This is a genomic window from Duganella sp. AC917 (assembly GCF_979258245.1).
Map to the genome: position 1 here is coordinate 3,261,817 of NZ_OZ409848.1, position 17,645 is coordinate 3,279,461.

The window sequence follows — 17,645 nt, forward strand, 5'->3', positions numbered from 1 at the left end:
GCCGGGTTGCATGTGGGCAGCCAGCCAAGCATGTCGATATTAGTGTTGCGTGCAGTCCCGCGCGGGAACAAGGTGCCAACGCGCGAGGACACTATGGCTCAAGCCAAAACTGCGTCTTGGCACATTATATGCAAATGGATATTGGGAGGTGTAACTAAGGCGGACTAGCAACACCTTACAAAACGATCTGTGATGCCCTTGTAAGGAAGCCTGGAAAGCTGAACAGCACAGAATTCCGATACATACGGAGCGCTATGGAGCTGTCTCAACGTTCACTTGGCAAACTCCGCGGCTGCTCTGAGCAAGCGGTCGCAAAATGGGAAAAGCAAGGACGCATTCCGAAAGCAGAGGATTTCTTAATCCGGCGCATCTACGTCGATAAGATGGGAGGCGACGCGAACATAGGGACTGTCGTCGAGATGCTGAATGCGATCGATAGAGTCTCGCACTTGAAAATCATAGTCTCCGGAGGATCATGAAAGATGGACTTACCAAGTAGAAATAACTGAGGACGATGCAGTTGCCGCCTGAAGAATCATAGAAGTTGCCGCTTCATGCCGCGCTTTTCGCCGCCCGCCACCCGATAGGCGTAGCGACCATTGCTAATCATGATACTCACGGGTTTGGTTACTTATTTCCCCGCTCCGGCGCAATCGGTGAAATCGCTAGCCGGATCGCATACGCGCAGCCGGCCCAGCATGTTGATTTTGATGTTGCGTGCATCGTCGCCACGTGCCAGCGAGATCGTACCCCATCGCGCTGACAGGCTGTTGCTTGCGGTGCAACTGCGTCCAGCACCGTTGTAGGCGAGATAAAGCGGTGCGCCGCCCGACGAAAAGGCGGAGACAACGGTCATGCCTTTCGGCAGGGGCCCGTGCTGAAACAGGCGCTGTTCGCCAACGTCCGGCCGGCGGTTGCCGTTGTCATCGACGAACACCACCCAGCCCTTGGCCCAATCGGTGCCGCTCGCTTCCAGCGGCCCGAGCATGACCGGGCCGCCGCGCGCGATCGCATGCGAGCGGGTCAGGTCGATGGCCGCCACCAGGTCGTTGACCGCCACCCGCAACTGCTGCCGCCGCATCACGTCGTGGTAGGCGGGCGCGGCGGCGCCGAGCAGTATGCCGGCCAGCACCAGCACCACCAGCAATTCCACCAGCGACACGCCGGCGTGATGCTCCATGACCACCCCGCTCATCGCCAGCACTCCGCGCGCGTGCCGGTCGACAGTCTCTCGCCGATGCTGGTGAGTTTCATTTCGCGGCATTCGTCGTCGCGATAATTGTCGTCCACCACGGCGGTACCGGCGGTCGCGATCAATTGCACGCATTGTTCGATCGGCTGGTCGTTACAAGCCTTGCCTTCGATCTCGTAGCCGCTGTCCAGCGCGCGGCTGCCGCTCCACCATCGAAACTGGCGCTCCTCGAAATCTGTCGACGTCGAAGAAAACGCGATATACGTGCCATGCTCCGTGAAGTAACGCTCCTGCTGCAGCATCAATTTCAGCAGCATCGCCTGCGCCTCGTTGCGGCGGGTGCTGATCACATGCTGCTGCCAAGCGGGCATGGCGGCGGCAGCCAGGACGGCCAGGATCACCATCACGATCAGCATTTCGATCATGCTGAAACCAGTGCGAACGCGGCGGTTCATTTGACGGCCTCGTGCAGTTGACGCCAGTTGCCGACCTCGCGCCAGCTCAGGCGGCCGGCGCGCAGTGGCACCTTGATGCGGCCGACGACAACGCTGCCGTGCGGGGTGACGTTGGCAACGGCTAGTTCTTTAAGCACGTGCATGCGGCCGGTTGGATCGGGCGGCGTTCTGCTGGACGTCACCGACAGCAGCGACGGCGTCGACCTGTAATCATCCGATGCCTGCCCGACAATCGGCTGCTCGGCGGAGGTCGGCGCCGGGGGTTTGGGAGCCACGCTATCCTTATTGATCAGCCCGGTCAGCGCATTGAGCGCATACGTGCGGCTGCGGGCTTTGCCACAGGAACCACTACCCGGTAGCAGTGTATTCAAAAACACTTGGCCGCCGGCCAACACACCGCTATCGATGCTGCGCTCGCCAGTCGTCTCCGATTGCAGGAAATCGACGTACCAGCCCATGCTGTCAAATGCCATGTCGGCGCCGCGTATGCTGAACGGCGGCGCGCCGGTGTCGCCACTTAGCACCCGCTGCGTCAACTGGCTGCGGCTGGTCACAACCTCGGCGGGCTCACGCAGACTGTCGCGGATCGCGTAATATGACTGCGGCGCGAAACTGGCCGATGTGCGGTCGGCCTTTTCGATCAACTTGCCGGTCCCGAACAACACAAGATAACCGCCGCCGTCGGCGTACGCCAGCAACGGCTGCTGCGCGATCGGCTGGCGCTTACCACTGTCGTCACGCGCGACAAACAGCGGTGCGCCGCCGGCGCCGGGGCCAACAGCGCCGGCCCACGGCGCCCCGCTGCGGAAATCGAAACGCCACAAGTTTCCCTGCAAATCGCCGGCATAGCCGTAGCTCAACGCGCCAGTGCGGTCGGCCACCAGCACCGGCGCGCTGAGTGCATTGGCCAAGGCGGAATCGGCCAACGGCGTGATCAACCGATAATAGTTGACGTTCAGCCGCCAGGCCGCGCCATGTGGCTTGTCCAGGGCCAGCAGAAACAAGGCGCCCTTGCCGTTCGGACTTGCATGGCCGTCTGGTGCGTAATTGTTCAACCCGCTCGCGACAACCGCGAAATGCTTGTAGATCGGCACGCCTGCGACTGTGCGCGTCCGTAATTTCGCGATCTGGGGACGCGTGGTGACATTGCCCATCATCGGGTCGTCGCGGTCGGTGAATTCCCACAGCACGCCGCCGCCACCTTCCGCGAACCGCGCCGGATCGCTGACGTCCAGCGCGAAAACGCCTTGCGCGCCGCCGCCCATGCCGGAGACAAGGACTGTCTTGCTGGCGCCGAAGACCATCGCCTCACCGACGCTGGCTGGTCCGTCGACATAAGCGCGGTGGACATAGTCGGCGCTGGTCAGGCGATTCAACGTGGCGATCAACGCGTTCGGCACATAGGCGAAGAGTTCGTTGCCGTCGGCGGCGTCGAAGGCGTGCAGCATGCCATCGTTGGCGCCGACATAGACGACATTGGGCCGCATGCCCGAAGCCGCGCCTGCATACACCGGCGTGCTGTTGACCGAATCGCCCAGCACACTGCTGCGCTTGCGGAACAGCGTGCCTTCCTGCGACCGGTCGCCGCGCAAGAAAGCCAGGCGTTGCGCTCCTAACGTGTCGCTGCCGGTGGCAGGCGGCGGCGTCTGGTTCAGCTGCTCCTGTTGCGCGGCCGACAGGGCGCTCCAATCGAAAGGAATCATCTCCAGCGCGCCATCCGGCTGCACAATGGCCGTGAAGATCTTGCGTGCGGCCGGCGCCGGCGATGGCGCACGCGCACCGTCGCCTGTCAGCAGCCTGCCAGCGTCCCACATTTCCGTTGACGTGGATGAAACTCCCGCACCAACGGGCGGCACCACGTAGCGGGAAAAATGTCCGCCCCAGTCGGCCATATTCATGGTCGCCTGAAACAGATCGCCTGCGCTGGCACTTTCAGGTGGCGACGCCACGCGCAGCAAGGAGGCGCCGTCCAACTCGCCAGCACCGGGCGCCGGCACGGCGACGCGACACGCCGCCGTCAACGGCTCGCTGGCCATGTCGAGCACCGGCGGCGCGGCGTGCGCGCAGGAAGCCATCATGACGGCCAGCACCGCCATCCGGTGGGCGATACCCGCGAACCAGTGCCGACCAATCGCCAACATACGTCCTCCCTACTCCGGTTTGCTGAACACGCTTTGCAACACCACTTCGGTCGCCGGTTTTGCGCCGAAGCCGATCACCGTGACCCGATAACAATAGCTGGGCGTGGCGGCGGCCGACGCATCCTCTCCCGGGTGATGGCATTCGGCCCGTTCGATCAGGTAGCGCGGCTTCTTAAACGGCAGAAAGCCTTGCCCGGTCTGCATCACCGCTCCGGTCGCCGCGCCGTACGCGACGGTGCAGGCGCCGTCGACGGCACCGGACAAATCGACCCGTTGCCACACCGGCGCCTCGCCGCAGGCTGGACTGACGACTTCGCCGCCGCCCGCCTGAATGTCGCGTTCCGCATCCGCCAACGCATCCTCCGCTGCCTGAAACGCCACCTCCCGATCACGCTCGCCACGCGCGGCCTTCTCGCCCTGCAAACTCAGCTGCGCGGCCGACACGCCCAACAGCATCACCAGGATCAGCATGAGCAGGCACACCAGCAACGCTACCCCGCGCTGCCGCCGCATGCCGTTGCAGCCACGTGGACGGCGCGCCATCTCAACTACTCCGGTTCCGCAGCGCGACCGTCATGCCGAATAGCCGCCGCGCCCGCCAGCGTTGCGACGCCGGAAATGTATCCTCCTCGATCCGCACACCCAAGTCGCCACCATGGCCGTCGGAATAAGCCGGTCCGAACAGATCGAACCGGCGCGCCACCGTGTCGGCCCGCGTGTTGTTCTCGCCGTGCAAAAGCAGCGCGACTTTCACGCTGCAGACGCGCTTCCAGTAGGTCTTGCGATGCAAATCGCGCCGCAGTTCGTCCGGCGTGGCGCCGACCAGCGCCAACGCCGCGTCCATGTCGTTGATGGCGGTGGCGTTGACGAAAGTGTTGGGAACGCCATCGGCCGGATCATCGCTATCGAGGCCGTACAGCACCTGGAAGGAATCGACGCCGCGCACGATGGCGTCCGCGCCCCAGCCCGCCGCACTGCGATACTTGCAGCGCAATTCCGGCTCGCCACCGGCATCGGCGCCGACATAGAAAATGCTCCAGCCGCGCTCGATCACGACCGATGGCGCGCCGACGCCGAAGCCGGCGCAGTTGAGGGCGGAGCCGTCGCCGTTCGCGCCGGCGCCATATCCCGAGAAGCGCACAGCGAGCACATCGCTGCCATTGGCCACATCCGGCGCCACGCCGTCGATACCGTCGCTGGCCTTGCTGATGCTGCTCGCGTCGAGCCCGGCGATGGCTGCGGGCTCGTGCGCGGCCAGTTCGGCCGGCGCCTCCTTGCTGTCCCAGTTGACGTAAGCGCCCTGCCGTATCGCCTGCGAAATAATCTCCAGCGCGTAGCGGCCACTATCGCTGATCCACGTGTTTTCGCTGTGACTGCGATAGCTGCCACTGGTGGCCAGCAACAATCCACTGGCCAGCAACGTCAACACCAAGCCCAGGCCGGTGGCGATGACCAGTTCGATGATGGTCCAGCCCCGCTGGCGCGCCCGCCTCATGGCGCCCCCGCAGCCATTAATAGCGGCAGCGCCACGCCGGGCACGTACTCGCCGGCCTCGTCCTTGCGCGGCGTGCCGTCCGGATTCTTGCCGCGCCAGCCTACCTTGATCACCAACGGCGCACCGGCGCCACCGCTGCACGTCCAGCGCAATCTACCGCCCGACCACAAGCCTGCGTCGCGACACATCACCGCGCGGCCCGCCGGCAGGTTCTCGCGCATCAGCGCCTTGATTTCATAAAGATCGAACGCGGCCAACTGCGCGCCATCGCAGGCGCCGCCATAGCACAGCGCGGCCGGCGCCGGCGGGTCGGGCTCGGCGAGCACGTCGTAATCGAGAGTGAGGTAGGGGTTGGCGCCATCGGCCAGGCGCATTTGTTCGGGATTGGCGCGCATGCGTTCGGCCATGCCGACGGCCAGCCACGAAGCCTGCGCCAGCAAGGTGGATTGATGCCGGGCGCGCAGTGCCGCCAGTTGCATCGAAACGCCGCCGACGATGCCCAGTGCCAGCACGAGCACGGCGATCATCACTTCAACCAGGGTAAAGCCGGCAACAGCACGGGCCGTGGGCATGCACACCTCCGCAAGTCAGCAGGACTATGCTAGACGGTAGCAGCGGCCAATGGCCGAGGTATGAGGTGGATCAAAGGTGCGCTAGCAGGATGCTAGCTTTTGCGTGGCTTGCGGTCCTGTCCGACTTCGGCGATGGCGTCCTGGAACTCGGCCAGGTCTTCGAAGTTTTTATAGACCGAGGCGAAGCGGATGTACGCGATCTTGTCCAGACGCTGCAACTCCTGCATCACCAGCTCGCCGATGTAGCCGGTATCGACTTCGCGCTTGCCGCTGGTGAGCAATTTTTCTTCGATCGACAATACGGCCGCGTCAACGGCGGGCGCCGCGACCGGGCGCTTGCGCAGAGCCAGCGTCAGGCTGCCGCGCAACTTGGCGGCCGAATATTCGGTGCGGCTGCCGTTCTTCTTGACCACATACGGCATGACCAGCTCGATGCGCTCATACGTGGTAAATCGTTTATCGCATTTGCCGCAACGCCGGCGCCGGCGGATGGAATCCCCTTCCTCGGATACACGCGTATCGAGAACCTGGGTATCGTCATGCTGGCAGAACGGACATTTCATATGAGCCATGGGCAAACTTACATTGAACTACTGAACGGGATGCCAGCCACGCCGGCACCCCGCTTTACTACCTGTTGACTACTTTTACAGCGAATTACTTGGCGTAGACAGGATATTTATCCGCCAGCACCTTCACCGCCGCTTTGACGCGCTCGATGGTGGCCGCGTCGTGCGGATTGTCCAGCACGTCGGCGATCAGGTTGCCGACTTCTTCCGCTTCCGCTTCCTTGAAACCGCGCGTGGTCATCGCCGGGCTGCCCAGACGGATGCCGGAAGTCACGAATGGCTTCTGCGGATCGTTCGGGATGCCGTTCTTGTTGGTGGTGATGTGCGCCGTACCCAGGATCGTTTCGGCTTCCTTGCCGGTCAGGTTCTTCGGACGCAGGTCCACCAGCATCACGTGCGACTCGGTGCCGCCGGACACGATGCGCAGGCCGCGCTTGATCAGGGTCTTGGCCAGCACGTCGGCGTTGATGACGACTTGTTGCTGGTAAGCCTTGAACTCGGGCGTCAGCGCTTCTTTAAAGGCGACTGCCTTGCCGGCGATCACATGCATCAGCGGGCCGCCCTGGATGCCCGGGAAGATCGCCGAGTTGATGATTTTCTCGTGCTCGGCCTTCATCAGGATGATGCCGCCGCGCGGGCCGCGCAGCGACTTGTGCGTGGTCGAGGTGACGAAGTCGGCGTGCGGCACCGGGTTCGGGTACAGGCCGGCGGCGATCAGACCGGCGTAGTGCGCCATGTCGACCATGAAGTAGGCGCCAACAGCCTTGGCCACGGCGGCGAAACGCTCGAAGTCGATCTTTTTGGAGAACGCCGACGCGCCGGCGATGATCAGCTTAGGCTTGTGTTCCTTGGCCAGCGCTTCCATGGCGGCGTAGTCGATGTCCTCTTCCGGGGTCAGGCCGTAGGAAACGACGTTGAACCATTTGCCGGACATATTCAGCGGCATGCCGTGGGTCAGGTGGCCGCCTTCGGCCAGCGACATGCCCATGATGGTGTCGCCCGGTTTCAGAACGGCAAAGAACACGCCCTGGTTGGCTTGCGAACCGGAGTTCGGCTGCACGTTGGCCGCTTCCGCGCCGAACAGTTGCTTGACGCGGTCGATCGCCAGTTGTTCGACGACATCGACGTATTCGCAGCCACCGTAGTAGCGCTTGCCTGGATAGCCTTCGGCGTATTTATTGGTCAGCTGCGAGCCTTGCGCTTCCATTACGGCTGGCGACGTGTAGTTCTCCGACGCGATCAGCTCGATGTGGTCGTGCTGGCGGGTGTTCTCTTTCTGGATGGCGCCGAACAATTCCGGGTCAACGCTGGCGAGGGTGTGATCTTTTGCGAACATGAAAAACTCCAATCGAATGAGTAACTGTATGACTTGGCAGGCTGGATCGAATGAGGGACGCCGATAGCGGACAGGCAGCCTCTTTCGTGCTTTCCATCGATGGGCTGCCCAGGCGAACGGCTAATGAAATCTCACGTTTCCCGGTGGATGCCCACCTTTCGCCGACGAATCAACGCACCATTTTGGGGCTGACCGCAGCTTTTCGCCAGTTACGTGAGACGTAATGGAACCCGGATTGTAATTTATGCGCCAGATTTGAGCAAGGAAATGACTTGCCCAAATGGCAAGATTGTGCGTTTTTACGAGCACCGCGAGCGATAGCGCCATTTCGGCTACAATTTTGTCCAGACTTTACGCCCACTTCCCTCACCGACAAGGATAAAACATGATCGTCTTCATCACCGGCGCCACGGCCGGCTTCGGCGCCGCCATGGCCCGCACTTTCGTTCAAAACGGCCACAAAGTGCTGATCAGCGGACGCCGCGAGGACCGCCTGCAGACCTTGGCGGCCGAACTGGGCGACGCCGTGCTGCCGGTGGTGCTGGACGTCACCGACAAAGCCTCGATCAAGACCGCGCTGGACGGCTTGCCGGCCGAATGGAAGCAGATCGACGTGCTGATCAATAACGCCGGCCTGGCGCTGGGCGTCACCCCGGCCCACGAATCGTCGCTGGACGACTGGGACACCATGATCGCCACCAACTGCAGCGGCCTGGTCGCCATGACGCGCGCCATCCTGCCGGACATGGTCAAGCGCGGCAGCGGCACCGTCATCAACCTCGGCTCCGTGGCCGGCGCCACGCCCTACCCGGGCGGCAACGTGTACGGCGCCACCAAGGCGTTTGTCGAGCAGTTCACGCTGAATCTGCGCGCCGACCTGATCGGCACCGGCGTGCGCGCCACCAACCTGGCGCCCGGACTGTGCGGCGGCACCGAGTTCTCGAATGTGCGCATGAAGGGCAACGACGAGGCCGCCGCCAAAGTGTACGAAGGCACCGTCCCGCTGACGGCCGAGGACATCGCCAATACCGCCTTCTGGATCGCCACCTTGCCGCCGCACATCAACATCAACCGCATCGAGATGATGCCGACCTGCCAGGGTTACGGCCCGCTGGCGATCAAGCGCAACGCATAAGCCGCAGCATCCAGGGGAGCGCGGCGGCGCCTCCCCGACAATTCGTAAGCGGTTGTTACAATCCTTGGCAAGTTGCTCTTAAACCGCTTAACTATCGCTAGTGCAATCTTTGCGCCCACAGTTGAAATCCCGCACAAGCGCCGGGATGGAAGCGGCTTTGGCCGTCGAACCTTCAACCAAAATAACAAAATCGCGTAGAATGTTGCTCAATCCCACTTGCAATCATAACAACATGCCAGCAGAGTTCATCTGGAACGTCCGGGTCTACTACGAAGACACCGACGCCGGCGGTATCGTCTATTACGCGAACTATCTGAAGTTCTTCGAACGCGCCCGCACCGAATGGCTGCGGCAGATCAATGTGGGCCAGCACGCTTTATTGCAGGAACACGACGCTATGTTCGTCGTCAAAAGCGTCAGCGCGGAGTATCATGCGCCTGCGAAGCTTGACGACGTAATAAAATTGACACTTAGTATCGAAAAATTAGGACGCGCCTCGATCTCCTTTATCCAGGAGGCATGGCGCGGCGAGCAACTGCTGAACACGGCGCGGGTCAAGGTCGGCTGCGTCGATTCGACGCTGCGCCCCCGCGCGGTGCCGCCAGCGGTTGCGGACAAAATGCGCAGCACCACCAACATCACCAAAACAGACTGATCAGACTGATAAACAATGAACGTCACCCAAGACCTCTCTTTCCTGTCCCTTATCACCAACGCGCACCTGATCGTGCAGCTGATCATGGCGTTGTTGTTCATCATTTCCCTGACCAGCTGGACGTACATCTTCAGTAAATTGTTCGCGGTGCGTTCGGCGCGCCGCCTGACCATCGACTTCGAAAAAACCTTCTGGGCCGGCGGCAACCTGCACGCGCTGCACCAGAACGCCGGCAAGGACCGCGCCACCAGCGGCCCGCTGGCGCGCATCTTCGAAGCCGGCATGGGTGAATTCATCAAAAGCAAGGCCGCCTACGCCGCCAGCCGCGAAACCATCGACCACGGCGCCATCCTGGACGGCGCCCGCCGCGCCATGCGCGCCGCCTTCCAGCGCGAGATGGACGTGCTCGAATCGCACCTGGCCTTCCTGGCCTCGGTCGGTTCGGTGTCGCCGTACATCGGTCTGCTGGGCACGGTCTGGGGCATCATGAACGCCTTCCGCGGCCTGGCCAACGTGCAGCAGGCAACCCTGGCCGCCGTCGCGCCCGGCATCGCCGAAGCGCTGATCGCCACCGCCATCGGCCTGTTCGCGGCGATCCCGGCGGTCGTCGCCTACAACCGCTTCTCGCACGACATCGATCGTCTGGCGATCCGCTTCGAGAGTTTCGTCGAAGAGTTCTCCAACATCCTGCAACGTCAATCGCGTTAATAAGGCAGAGAGACCATGGCTTCCTCTTTCTCCAGCAGCATGCGCGGCGGTCGCGGCCGCAAGTTCAAGTCCGAGATCAACGTCGTGCCGTACATCGACGTCATGCTGGTCCTGCTGATCATCTTCATGGTCATGCCGTCGGCCACCGATCCGAGCATCGTCGACTTGCCGAACGCTGAAAAATCGACCAAGCCGCCAAGCGATTACGTGCAGATCGTCATCAAGCCAAACGGCGCGCTGTCGATCGGCGTCAAGGGCAAAGGCGAGGACGCGCCAGAGACGGCGCCCAACCGCGACGCGCTGGTCAAGAAACTGCGCGCGCTGCACGCCGATCATCCGGACTATCCGGTCTTGATCGCCGGCGACAAGGAAAGCAAATACGACGACGTGATCCAGCTGATCTCGGAAGCCAAGAAGATGGGCATCAACCGGGTCGGCTTGTCCACCAAATAACTAGTGCAGACGATGAAACCCGCAACCGCAGGCGGTCCGTACAAGGTTCCGCGACATAACGAAGGCTGGCGCTCCGCAGTGCTGGCCGTGGCGATGCACGCGGTGCTGCTGCTGTTCCTGTGGGTCGGCGTCAGCTGGCAGAACAACGAACCGACCGAAGTGCAGGCCGAAATCTGGGACATGAAGGTGCAGGACGCCGCGCCGCCCGCCCCTACTCCCGAGCCGGCGCCGGAACCGGAGCCGGAACCCGAGCCGACGCCCGTGGTGAAAACCCCGCCGCCGCCGCCGGTCGAGGCGCCGCCCGCGCCGAAGGAACCGGACATCGCCCTCGAGCGCCTGAAGGCCAAGAAAAAACTCGAAGAGAAGAAGCTGGCCGAGGCCAAGGAAGCCAAGCTCAAGCAGGAAGCCGAAGAGAAGCAAGCCAAGCTGGAAGCAAAGAAGCTGGCTGACAAGAAACTCGCCGAGCAAAAGCTGAAGGAAGAAAAAGAACAGGCCGAGAAGGACAAGAAGGAACTGGCCGAAAAAGAAAAAGACAAGAAAAAGGCAGCCGCAGAGAAACTGGCCAAGGAAAAAGCCGAGAAGGCCGCCAAGGACAAGGCGTTCGCGGCGGAAATGAGCCGCATCACGGGCTCGGCGGCCAAGGGCTCGACCGGCACGGCCGCGCAATCGACCGGCGGCAAGGTCGACGGCGGTTATTCGGCGGCCGTCCGCGCAAAGATCAAGAGCAATCTGGCTTACGGCGGCGAAGACGACAGCCTGACAGCCACTTACCTGATCACCCAGTTGCCATCCGGTGAAATCATCAACAAACGCAAGATCAAAGGCAGCGGTTCGCCGGCCTACGACCAAGCGATCGAGAACGCGATTGACAAGTCGTCACCACTGCCAAAGAAGAAAGATGGTACGGTAGAACGCGAACTTACAGCCGTCTTCAACCTGAAGGAAATGCATTGATATGAAAAAACTGACCCTCCTTTACGCCGGCCTGACCATTGCGGCCACCATGGGCGCGGCCCAGGCGCAGATGCGCATCGAAATTTCCGGTGTCGGCAGCAACCAGATCCCGGTCGCCGTGGCCGGTTTCGCCAACGAAGGCGTATCGCCGCAAAAAATCTCGGAAATCATCAAGGCCGACCTCGAGCGCAGCGGCGCCTTTAAAGTCATCGACGCCGGCGTCATCACCGACGTCAACAACATCGACTACAGCGCGTGGAAATCCAAGGGCGCCGACGCGCTCGTCGTCGGCACTGTCGACGCGCTGGCCGACGGCCGCTACGACGTGCGCTACAAGCTGCTCGACACCGTCAAGCAAGCCAAGATCTCCAATTTAGACAAAGCCGTCACCGCGCAGTTCACCCGCCTGTCGGCCCACCTGATCGCCGACGATGTCTACTTCAAGCTGACCGGCATCCGTGGCGCCTTCGCCACCCGTATCTCCTACGTCAAGCAGGAAGGCCGCAACTACCAGCTGCTGGTGGCCGATGCCGACGGCGAAGGCGAGCAACTGGCGCTGCGCTCGAACGAGCCGATCATCTCGCCATCTTGGTCGCCGGACGGCACCAAGGTCGCATACGTCTCGTTCGAACAGAAAAAGCCGGTGGTCTACGTGCAAAACCTGGTCACGCGCGCGCGCACCGTGGTCGCCAACGAAAAAGGCAGCAACTCGGCCCCATCGTGGTCGCCAGCGGGCAACAAGCTGGCCGTGGCGCTGTCGAAAGACGGCCACACCCAGGTCTATACGGTCAATACCGATGGTAGCGGCCTGCGTCGCGTCTCCAACAGCAACGGCATCGACACCGAGCCGCAATTCTCGGCCGACGGCCAGAGCATCTACTTCACCAGCGACCGCAGCGGCGGCCCGCAGATTTACCGCATGAGCGCCGACGGCGGCGAAGCCAAGCGCGTGACCTTCAGCGGCACGTACAACACCAGCCCGCGCATCTCGTCGGACGGCAAGACCCTGGCCTATATCTCGCGCCGCGACGGCAACTTCCAGCTGTACGTGCTGGATCTGGCCAGCGGCCAGGAGCAGCGCCTGTCGGACACCACCAGCGACGAATCGCCGAGCTTTGCCCCCAACGGCAAATACATCATGTACGCCACGCAAGCCGGTGGCCGCAAATCGTTGGCCGTGGTGTCCGTCGACGGACGTGTAAAGCAGCGCCTGACCACGCAGGCGGGCAACATCAAGGAGCCCACCTGGGGTCCGTTCATGCAGTAATTCAATCTAAACTAATCAATTACCAGGAGAATCAAATGCGTAAACTCAGCAGCTTAGCTTTCGTCATCACCACCGCCGCCATCCTGTCGGCATGCTCGACCCCGGTGAAAGTATCGGAGCCGGCACCGGTCGTCGAGCGCCCGGCCGACAAGGCCGCGCCGGCGCAGTCGGACACGCGCACCGTGGCCCCGGTTGAAACCAAATCGCTGGATCCGCTGGACGATCCAAAAGGCGTGCTGGCCAACCGCAGCATCTACTTCGACCTGGACAGCTATGTCGTGCGCGCCGATGGCAAGCCAGTGGTGGAAAACCACTCGGCCTACCTGACCAAGAACAAATCGCGCTCGATCCTGGTCCAAGGCAACACCGACGAACGTGGCAGCTCCGAGTACAACCTGGCGCTGGGCCAAAAGCGCGCTGAAGCCGTGCGCCGCGCCATGACCACCCTGGGCGTGCCGGAATCGCAGATCGAAGCCGTCTCGCTGGGCAAAGAGAAGCCAAAAGCGACCGGTTCGAACGAAGAAGCATGGGCACAGAACCGTCGTGCTGACATCGTCTACAAGTAATCGAAAGCACTACCCTTTTGCCGGGTCACAGGCATAATACGGGGCGGCGCGCGGTATTCAACCGCGCCCTGCCCCGTTTCCATTTTGATTTGCTGAAAGCGCCCGACATGAAGAAACTCACCAAATCCGGCCTTGCCGCCGCCCTGCTGGCCGCGCTGACCTGGCTGCCGATGCAAGCCCACGCCGGCCTGTTCGACGACGACGAAGCCCGTAAAGCGCTGCTCGACCTGCGCGCCAAGGTTGAAGCGATGCGCATCGAAATGAACGCGCGCCTGGACACCAAGTCCGACAAGTCCAGCGCGCTGGACCTGGTCGCGCAAAACGACAACACGATGCAGGAGCTCAACAAGCTGCGCGGCCAGATCGAAGTGCTGCAAAACGAGCTGTCGAACGCGCAAAAGCGCCAGAAGGATTTCTACGTCGACCTCGACACCCGCCTGCGCAAGCTCGAGCCGCGTGAAGTGACGGTCGACGGCAAGGCCGCCCAGGTCGATCCGAACGAAGAGAAGAACTACGGCGCGGCCATGGAACTGTTCAAGGCCGGCGACTACAAGGCGGCGGGCACGGCCCTGTCCGACTTCGTGCGCCAGTACCCAGCCTCCGTGTACACGCCCAACGCGCAATACTGGCTCGGCAACGCCTTCTATGCCCAGCGCGACTGCAAGAGCGCCATCAGCGCGCAGCTGCAAGTGCTGAAGAACTATCCGGACAGCCCGAAGGCGCCGGACGCCATGCTCAACATCGCCAGCTGCCAGACCGAGCTGAAGGACAAGGCCGCCAAGAAGACGCTGCAGGACCTGATCAAGCAATATCCGGAGTCGTCGGCCGCCGTCACGGCCAAACAGCGCCTCGGCGGAAAATAATGTCCTGAGGGCATTTGACAGGTTGGGCGGATACCCCCTATAATCTCGCTTCTTCGGGGGTCGTTAGCTCAGCTGGTAGAGCAGCGGACTTTTAATCCGTTGGTCGCAGGTTCGAATCCCGCACGGCCTACCACCGAAGCACCCTTGGGTCGTTAGCTCAGCTGGTAGAGCAGCGGACTTTTAATCCGTTGGTCGCAGGTTCGAATCCCGCACGGCCTACCAAGAATTATCAAGGAAGCCCACGAATTTCGGTTCGTGGGCTTTTTTGTTTCTGGTCGCTCTCTGGTCGCAAGCACAACCACTCACCCTCCTTTCGAGTACTCGACGCGCCTCGTCCATCCGTCGCATCACAATAGTAGACAGCCATTAATATTAACCGTACACTAAGTTTCCCAAGGGCACTCTAGGTAAATTCACCAGCGTTAAGTTCTTAGATGGAAAACAAAGTTAAAGGTGCGTGGCTGGTACATCACGCACAAAAAATTCAAGCAACCACCAATCAGGACTTCGATTCCATCGCTTTCGCAGGAAAGTGCGGGACGCTCTTATCGGCAATTTCTGCCTCCTATCAAGAGAAGATTCCACAAAAGAAACTGGAAGCTCTCGCTAAGGCGAACCACATTAGTCCTAAAACCGAGATGCCAGCGATCATGTCGGAGCTTCAACGACAGAGGCTGATCTTGCCGGGCACTGGCGGCTACGAAATCCTCGGCCTAACCGGTCAAGCTATTCTGGAGCACACGTTGTTCGTTTGCTGGCCGGATTGACCCTCTCAGATTGACCCTCCCTCCAGGTCCTCGCGAACGCCGCGACCCTGTCGTAAGATCCCTCGAACCCCAATTCCTTTAGGTCCTCATGGATCTGTTTGAGCGTGCGCCGCTGCTTGCGCGACTTGGCCGCCTCGGTCTTGAGGAGCGCTGAAAGCTGGAATGCGTATTTGTCGATAGCGCGGGTGGAGCGCCGCTCAGCGTAGGCTGGCTCTATGGTTTCCGAGCGCAGGTAGCGCCGGACGGTGTTTCTGGAGATGCCCAACCGCCTGGCTATCTCTCTCAATGGGATCTGCTCGCGAATGTGCCAGCGTCGAATAATGCCTAGTAATGCCACGTCGATCACTCCAATTCCCCGCTCAATGTCATGAGCAGGATTGTGTCCTAAACGTGGGTCAGATTCGTTTGCAAATTATGCGGCAAAGTGGGTCATATTTCGCTGCAAATCAACACGTTGGTCGCAGGTTCGAATCCCGCACGGCCTACCAAGATTCATCAAAAAAGCCCACAAACTTCGGTTTGTGGGCTTTTTTGTTTTGGTCACGTTTTATCGCGCTGGGCGCTCCGCATCATGCATACTGAGCCGGCCCGCGTATCGTGGGCATTAACTACCTCTGCCGATTCCCTGTTCCTTCTTGTCCACAAACATGGCATCGTCTGCAGCCTGGATCATTTTTTCGATGGGTGCATCCGTATCGTGCGGGAAGTGGGCCACGCCGACACTGTATTCGATTTGGTAGGGCTTATCGAGTCTCTTGTTCGCATCCGCGACTGCAACCCTAAACCTCTCGAGAACGACGCCTATCCTCTCCTCGTCGGAATCAATCAGCATTACGACAAACTCATCCCCACCCAGGCGCGCAATGATGTCGCAATCGCGAAACGCCTCTGTCATGATCTGCGCGAAAGAAATTAACGCGAAGTCGCCTTCGTGATGACCATACGAGTCGTTAATCGCCTTGAACTTGTTTAGGTCAAACAACCCGAACGAGATCGGAAGCTTGTTTCTCCGGCAGACTTTGAGGCTGTGATCCACCAGCGTCATGAAGCCCCTGCGATTGGAGATCAGCGTGAGCTCATCGAGGGTTGCCAGCTGAATCGACTTAATCTCCTGTTCGATCATTTCTCCCAAGTCTTGAAGCAGCTGTTGGTCCTCGTCATCCATTTCCCGTGGCTTCGAATCGATCAGACACAGCGTTCCAATATTGATGCCCTGTCTGATCTTGAGTACGTAACCAGCATAGAAGCGGATATTTGGTGCGTGAGTCACCAGTGGATTATCGAAAAAACGTTCGTCATCAAGCACGTTGGGAACGATGAACAGTCCGGCCTGATTGATGGCATGCCCGCAGAAGGACACTTCCCTTGATGTCTCCGTTGCTTCCAATCCTTGAGCGGACTTGAACCATTGCCGGTCTTCATCGATTAAGCTAACCAACGAGATTGGAACGCCAAATAAACGCCGGGCGAGCCGAGTAACCCGGTCAAAGCGCTCCTCGTGGGAGCTGTCGAGAATTTGAAGTGCGCGAAGCGCGTGCAACCGCTCGGCCTCGTTGTGAGGGACATCAGGACGTTTCATAGTATCGCTTCCAATGCAGCACTGTTTAACTGGCAACTTTACGGGCATCCATGCCACCATACAGTCGATTTTTCGATTTCGCTATTGCGCCATCACATCATTCTAGTTCAATAGGTTTTTCCTGTAAGAAAAATCGGGAATTGTGTGGTTGATTTGTCCTATACATCACTTTGCCCGGGGCATCACTAACGATCAGCATTAAATGACGTCGCAAGAATTCAAGCTTGGTGAGAGAAAATGAATCGCTGGCCTGCCGCGCCGCTTTCCCACTTCCGCTCGCGCCTCCTCTTGGGAGACGATTCTGTCATCAATGCGCCACGCGCCTTCCTTGAAGAACCCATCGTCCAGTTCTGGCGCATCGTCCGGATCAACCCACGGCTCGGTCGAATTTCGCGATTTCACGTTCATTCGCTTTCCTCATACTGATGATTCTTCTCGCTCGCCCACGCTGAGTCACGACGATTTTTAGGGGCGACAATCAAGATGCGCAATAGCTTCCCGGACGAGACCTTTGCATGGGTGCGTCCTGTTGCCCTGCCGAGCATCGAAAGCGGTGCTAACATGGAAATTCACCATCAACTTTGGAGGCACCATGGCTTTGGAACATGCAAAACCCGGAGAAGTCATCGCGTTGACACACGCTGGCGAAGACCTCGCCACCTTTTCATCGATAGCGCTGACCAAGACCGAGCAGATCGAGCTGATCCGGCAGGTGCTCCCCGCCGGCAAAGAGATGCCCGAGCACCATGTCAAAGGCGAGGTCACCATCCAATGCCTGTCCGGTGAGATCGCGGTTATCACGCGCGGCCAGCCCACCACGCTGAAGGCCGGCGAGATGGTGTACGTCGAGGGCGACGCCCCGCACGCGATCCGCGCACTGGCCGATTCGGTGTCGCTGATGACCATCGTCTTGCGCCACTAGACCGATCGGCGCCAGG

General features: G+C 60.7%; 20 protein-coding genes, 2 tRNA genes, 1 pseudogene and 1 riboswitch. Of the genes and pseudogenes, 12 read left to right on the top strand and 11 right to left on the bottom strand.

Annotated features, from left to right (window positions below):
- Window positions 1-631: 631 nt before the first annotated feature.
- The 8 genes from ACZ0BA_RS14135 to glyA form a co-directional block, all read right to left on the bottom strand.
- Entirely contained in the window at window positions 632-1,195 is a 564-nt protein-coding gene (locus ACZ0BA_RS14135) for a GspH/FimT family pseudopilin (RefSeq protein WP_463451881.1), read from the bottom strand.
- Window positions 1,192-1,647: a type IV pilin protein gene (locus tag ACZ0BA_RS14140; RefSeq protein WP_463451882.1), complete on the bottom strand. Its 456-nt coding sequence runs from the start codon at window positions 1,645-1,647 to the stop codon at window positions 1,192-1,194. The genes ACZ0BA_RS14135 and ACZ0BA_RS14140 overlap by 4 nt, the downstream gene beginning before the upstream one ends.
- Window positions 1,644-3,788 (bottom strand): pilus assembly protein, encoded by a 2,145-nt coding sequence (locus ACZ0BA_RS14145; protein WP_463451883.1) that lies wholly within the window; start codon window positions 3,786-3,788, stop codon window positions 1,644-1,646. The genes ACZ0BA_RS14140 and ACZ0BA_RS14145 overlap by 4 nt, the downstream gene beginning before the upstream one ends.
- A 9-nt stretch (window positions 3,789-3,797) precedes the next feature.
- A complete protein-coding gene (locus tag ACZ0BA_RS14150) occupies window positions 3,798-4,331 on the bottom strand; it encodes a pilus assembly PilX family protein (protein ID WP_463451884.1) in 534 nt (177 codons plus the stop codon).
- Window position 4,332: 1 nt separating this feature from the next.
- Entirely contained in the window at window positions 4,333-5,283 is a 951-nt protein-coding gene (locus ACZ0BA_RS14155) for a PilW family protein (RefSeq protein WP_463451885.1), read from the bottom strand.
- Window positions 5,280-5,855 carry a type IV pilus modification protein PilV gene (gene pilV, locus ACZ0BA_RS14160; RefSeq protein WP_463451886.1) on the bottom strand — a complete coding sequence of 192 codons (576 nt, stop codon included), beginning with the start codon at window positions 5,853-5,855 and terminating at the stop codon, window positions 5,280-5,282. The genes ACZ0BA_RS14155 and pilV overlap by 4 nt, the downstream gene beginning before the upstream one ends.
- Before the next feature lie 92 nt (window positions 5,856-5,947).
- Window positions 5,948-6,418 carry a transcriptional regulator NrdR gene (gene nrdR, locus ACZ0BA_RS14165; protein WP_209720521.1) on the bottom strand — a complete coding sequence of 157 codons (471 nt, stop codon included), beginning with the start codon at window positions 6,416-6,418 and terminating at the stop codon, window positions 5,948-5,950.
- 94 nt (window positions 6,419-6,512) lie between these two features.
- Window positions 6,513-7,760: a serine hydroxymethyltransferase gene (glyA, locus tag ACZ0BA_RS14170; protein WP_463451887.1), complete on the bottom strand. Its 1,248-nt coding sequence runs from the start codon at window positions 7,758-7,760 to the stop codon at window positions 6,513-6,515.
- Window positions 7,761-7,859: 99 nt separating this feature from the next.
- A riboswitch (ZMP/ZTP riboswitch) is annotated at window positions 7,860-7,983 on the bottom strand.
- 162 nt (window positions 7,984-8,145) lie between these two features.
- Here glyA and ACZ0BA_RS14175 point away from each other — a divergent pair.
- From ACZ0BA_RS14175 to ACZ0BA_RS14225, 11 genes are all read left to right on the top strand, one after another.
- The gene (locus ACZ0BA_RS14175) at window positions 8,146-8,895 is read left to right on the top strand and encodes an SDR family oxidoreductase (protein WP_463451888.1); all 750 of its coding nucleotides are present in this window, start codon (window positions 8,146-8,148) and stop codon (window positions 8,893-8,895) included.
- A 232-nt stretch (window positions 8,896-9,127) separates the two neighbouring features.
- Entirely contained in the window at window positions 9,128-9,550 is a 423-nt protein-coding gene (gene ybgC, locus ACZ0BA_RS14180) for a tol-pal system-associated acyl-CoA thioesterase (protein ID WP_463454755.1), read from the top strand.
- 15 nt (window positions 9,551-9,565) lie between these two features.
- Window positions 9,566-10,258: a protein TolQ gene (gene tolQ, locus ACZ0BA_RS14185; RefSeq protein ID WP_363505322.1), complete on the top strand. Its 693-nt coding sequence runs from the start codon at window positions 9,566-9,568 to the stop codon at window positions 10,256-10,258.
- Between the two features lie 15 nt (window positions 10,259-10,273).
- Entirely contained in the window at window positions 10,274-10,711 is a 438-nt protein-coding gene (locus ACZ0BA_RS14190; protein WP_363505325.1) for an ExbD/TolR family protein, read from the top strand.
- Window positions 10,712-10,723: 12 nt separating this feature from the next.
- On the top strand, window positions 10,724-11,665 hold the full coding sequence (tolA, locus tag ACZ0BA_RS14195) for a cell envelope integrity protein TolA (RefSeq protein ID WP_463451889.1): 942 nt from the start codon (window positions 10,724-10,726) through the stop codon (window positions 11,663-11,665).
- Window position 11,666: 1 nt separating this feature from the next.
- The gene (gene tolB, locus ACZ0BA_RS14200; protein ID WP_463451890.1) at window positions 11,667-12,932 is read left to right on the top strand and encodes a Tol-Pal system beta propeller repeat protein TolB; all 1,266 of its coding nucleotides are present in this window, start codon (window positions 11,667-11,669) and stop codon (window positions 12,930-12,932) included.
- Window positions 12,933-12,967: 35 nt separating this feature from the next.
- A complete protein-coding gene (pal, locus tag ACZ0BA_RS14205) occupies window positions 12,968-13,498 on the top strand; it encodes a peptidoglycan-associated lipoprotein Pal (RefSeq protein WP_463451891.1) in 531 nt (176 codons plus the stop codon).
- A gap of 107 nt (window positions 13,499-13,605) precedes the next feature.
- Window positions 13,606-14,361: a tol-pal system YbgF family protein gene (gene ybgF, locus ACZ0BA_RS14210; RefSeq protein WP_463451892.1), complete on the top strand. Its 756-nt coding sequence runs from the start codon at window positions 13,606-13,608 to the stop codon at window positions 14,359-14,361.
- Between the two features lie 57 nt (window positions 14,362-14,418).
- Window positions 14,419-14,494 (top strand) — tRNA-Lys (locus tag ACZ0BA_RS14215).
- Between the two features lie 13 nt (window positions 14,495-14,507).
- Window positions 14,508-14,583, top strand: a tRNA-Lys gene (locus ACZ0BA_RS14220).
- Between the two features lie 212 nt (window positions 14,584-14,795).
- Window positions 14,796-15,128: a hypothetical protein gene (locus ACZ0BA_RS14225; RefSeq protein ID WP_463451893.1), complete on the top strand. Its 333-nt coding sequence runs from the start codon at window positions 14,796-14,798 to the stop codon at window positions 15,126-15,128.
- A gap of 16 nt (window positions 15,129-15,144) precedes the next feature.
- Here the strand turns inward: ACZ0BA_RS14225 and ACZ0BA_RS14230 are convergent.
- The 3 genes and pseudogenes from ACZ0BA_RS14230 to ACZ0BA_RS14240 all read right to left on the bottom strand — a co-directional run.
- Window positions 15,145-15,474 (bottom strand): annotated as a pseudogene (locus ACZ0BA_RS14230) (helix-turn-helix domain-containing protein); the annotation flags it as partial.
- Between the two features lie 258 nt (window positions 15,475-15,732).
- Window positions 15,733-16,707 carry a sensor domain-containing diguanylate cyclase gene (locus ACZ0BA_RS14235; protein ID WP_463451894.1) on the bottom strand — a complete coding sequence of 325 codons (975 nt, stop codon included), beginning with the start codon at window positions 16,705-16,707 and terminating at the stop codon, window positions 15,733-15,735.
- A gap of 198 nt (window positions 16,708-16,905) precedes the next feature.
- Window positions 16,906-17,115 carry a hypothetical protein gene (locus ACZ0BA_RS14240; RefSeq protein ID WP_463451896.1) on the bottom strand — a complete coding sequence of 70 codons (210 nt, stop codon included), beginning with the start codon at window positions 17,113-17,115 and terminating at the stop codon, window positions 16,906-16,908.
- Window positions 17,116-17,299: 184 nt separating this feature from the next.
- On the opposite strand from ACZ0BA_RS14240, the gene ACZ0BA_RS14245 reads away from it, so the two are divergent.
- The gene (locus ACZ0BA_RS14245; RefSeq protein ID WP_463451897.1) at window positions 17,300-17,629 is read left to right on the top strand and encodes a cupin domain-containing protein; all 330 of its coding nucleotides are present in this window, start codon (window positions 17,300-17,302) and stop codon (window positions 17,627-17,629) included.
- Window positions 17,630-17,645 lie beyond the last annotated feature (16 nt).

Bases quoted from the DNA above. Each gene is read 5' to 3' on its own strand.
- ACZ0BA_RS14150 (WP_463451884.1), bottom strand. From the start codon at position 4,331: ATGGCGCGCCGTCCACGTGGCTGCAACGGCATGCGGCGGCAGCGCGGG.
- ybgC (WP_463454755.1), top strand. From the start codon at position 9,128: ATGCCAGCAGAGTTCATCTGGAACGTCCGGGTCTACTACGAAGACACC.
- ACZ0BA_RS14175 (WP_463451888.1), top strand. From the start codon at position 8,146: ATGATCGTCTTCATCACCGGCGCCACGGCCGGCTTCGGCGCCGCCATG.
- tolA (WP_463451889.1), top strand. From the start codon at position 10,724: ATGAAACCCGCAACCGCAGGCGGTCCGTACAAGGTTCCGCGACATAAC.
- ACZ0BA_RS14135 (WP_463451881.1), bottom strand. From the start codon at position 1,195: ATGAGCGGGGTGGTCATGGAGCATCACGCCGGCGTGTCGCTGGTGGAA.
- nrdR (WP_209720521.1), bottom strand. From the start codon at position 6,418: ATGAAATGTCCGTTCTGCCAGCATGACGATACCCAGGTTCTCGATACG.
- tolQ (WP_363505322.1), top strand. From the start codon at position 9,566: ATGAACGTCACCCAAGACCTCTCTTTCCTGTCCCTTATCACCAACGCG.
- ACZ0BA_RS14190 (WP_363505325.1), top strand. From the start codon at position 10,274: ATGGCTTCCTCTTTCTCCAGCAGCATGCGCGGCGGTCGCGGCCGCAAG.
- ACZ0BA_RS14225 (WP_463451893.1), top strand. From the start codon at position 14,796: ATGGAAAACAAAGTTAAAGGTGCGTGGCTGGTACATCACGCACAAAAA.
- ACZ0BA_RS14235 (WP_463451894.1), bottom strand. From the start codon at position 16,707: ATGAAACGTCCTGATGTCCCTCACAACGAGGCCGAGCGGTTGCACGCG.
- ACZ0BA_RS14240 (WP_463451896.1), bottom strand. From the start codon at position 17,115: ATGAACGTGAAATCGCGAAATTCGACCGAGCCGTGGGTTGATCCGGAC.
- ybgF (WP_463451892.1), top strand. From the start codon at position 13,606: ATGAAGAAACTCACCAAATCCGGCCTTGCCGCCGCCCTGCTGGCCGCG.
- ACZ0BA_RS14155 (WP_463451885.1), bottom strand. From the start codon at position 5,283: ATGAGGCGGGCGCGCCAGCGGGGCTGGACCATCATCGAACTGGTCATC.
- ACZ0BA_RS14140 (WP_463451882.1), bottom strand. From the start codon at position 1,647: ATGAACCGCCGCGTTCGCACTGGTTTCAGCATGATCGAAATGCTGATC.
- pal (WP_463451891.1), top strand. From the start codon at position 12,968: ATGCGTAAACTCAGCAGCTTAGCTTTCGTCATCACCACCGCCGCCATC.
- ACZ0BA_RS14145 (WP_463451883.1), bottom strand. From the start codon at position 3,788: ATGTTGGCGATTGGTCGGCACTGGTTCGCGGGTATCGCCCACCGGATG.
- tolB (WP_463451890.1), top strand. From the start codon at position 11,667: ATGAAAAAACTGACCCTCCTTTACGCCGGCCTGACCATTGCGGCCACC.
- glyA (WP_463451887.1), bottom strand. From the start codon at position 7,760: ATGTTCGCAAAAGATCACACCCTCGCCAGCGTTGACCCGGAATTGTTC.
- ACZ0BA_RS14245 (WP_463451897.1), top strand. From the start codon at position 17,300: ATGGCTTTGGAACATGCAAAACCCGGAGAAGTCATCGCGTTGACACAC.
- pilV (WP_463451886.1), bottom strand. From the start codon at position 5,855: ATGCCCACGGCCCGTGCTGTTGCCGGCTTTACCCTGGTTGAAGTGATG.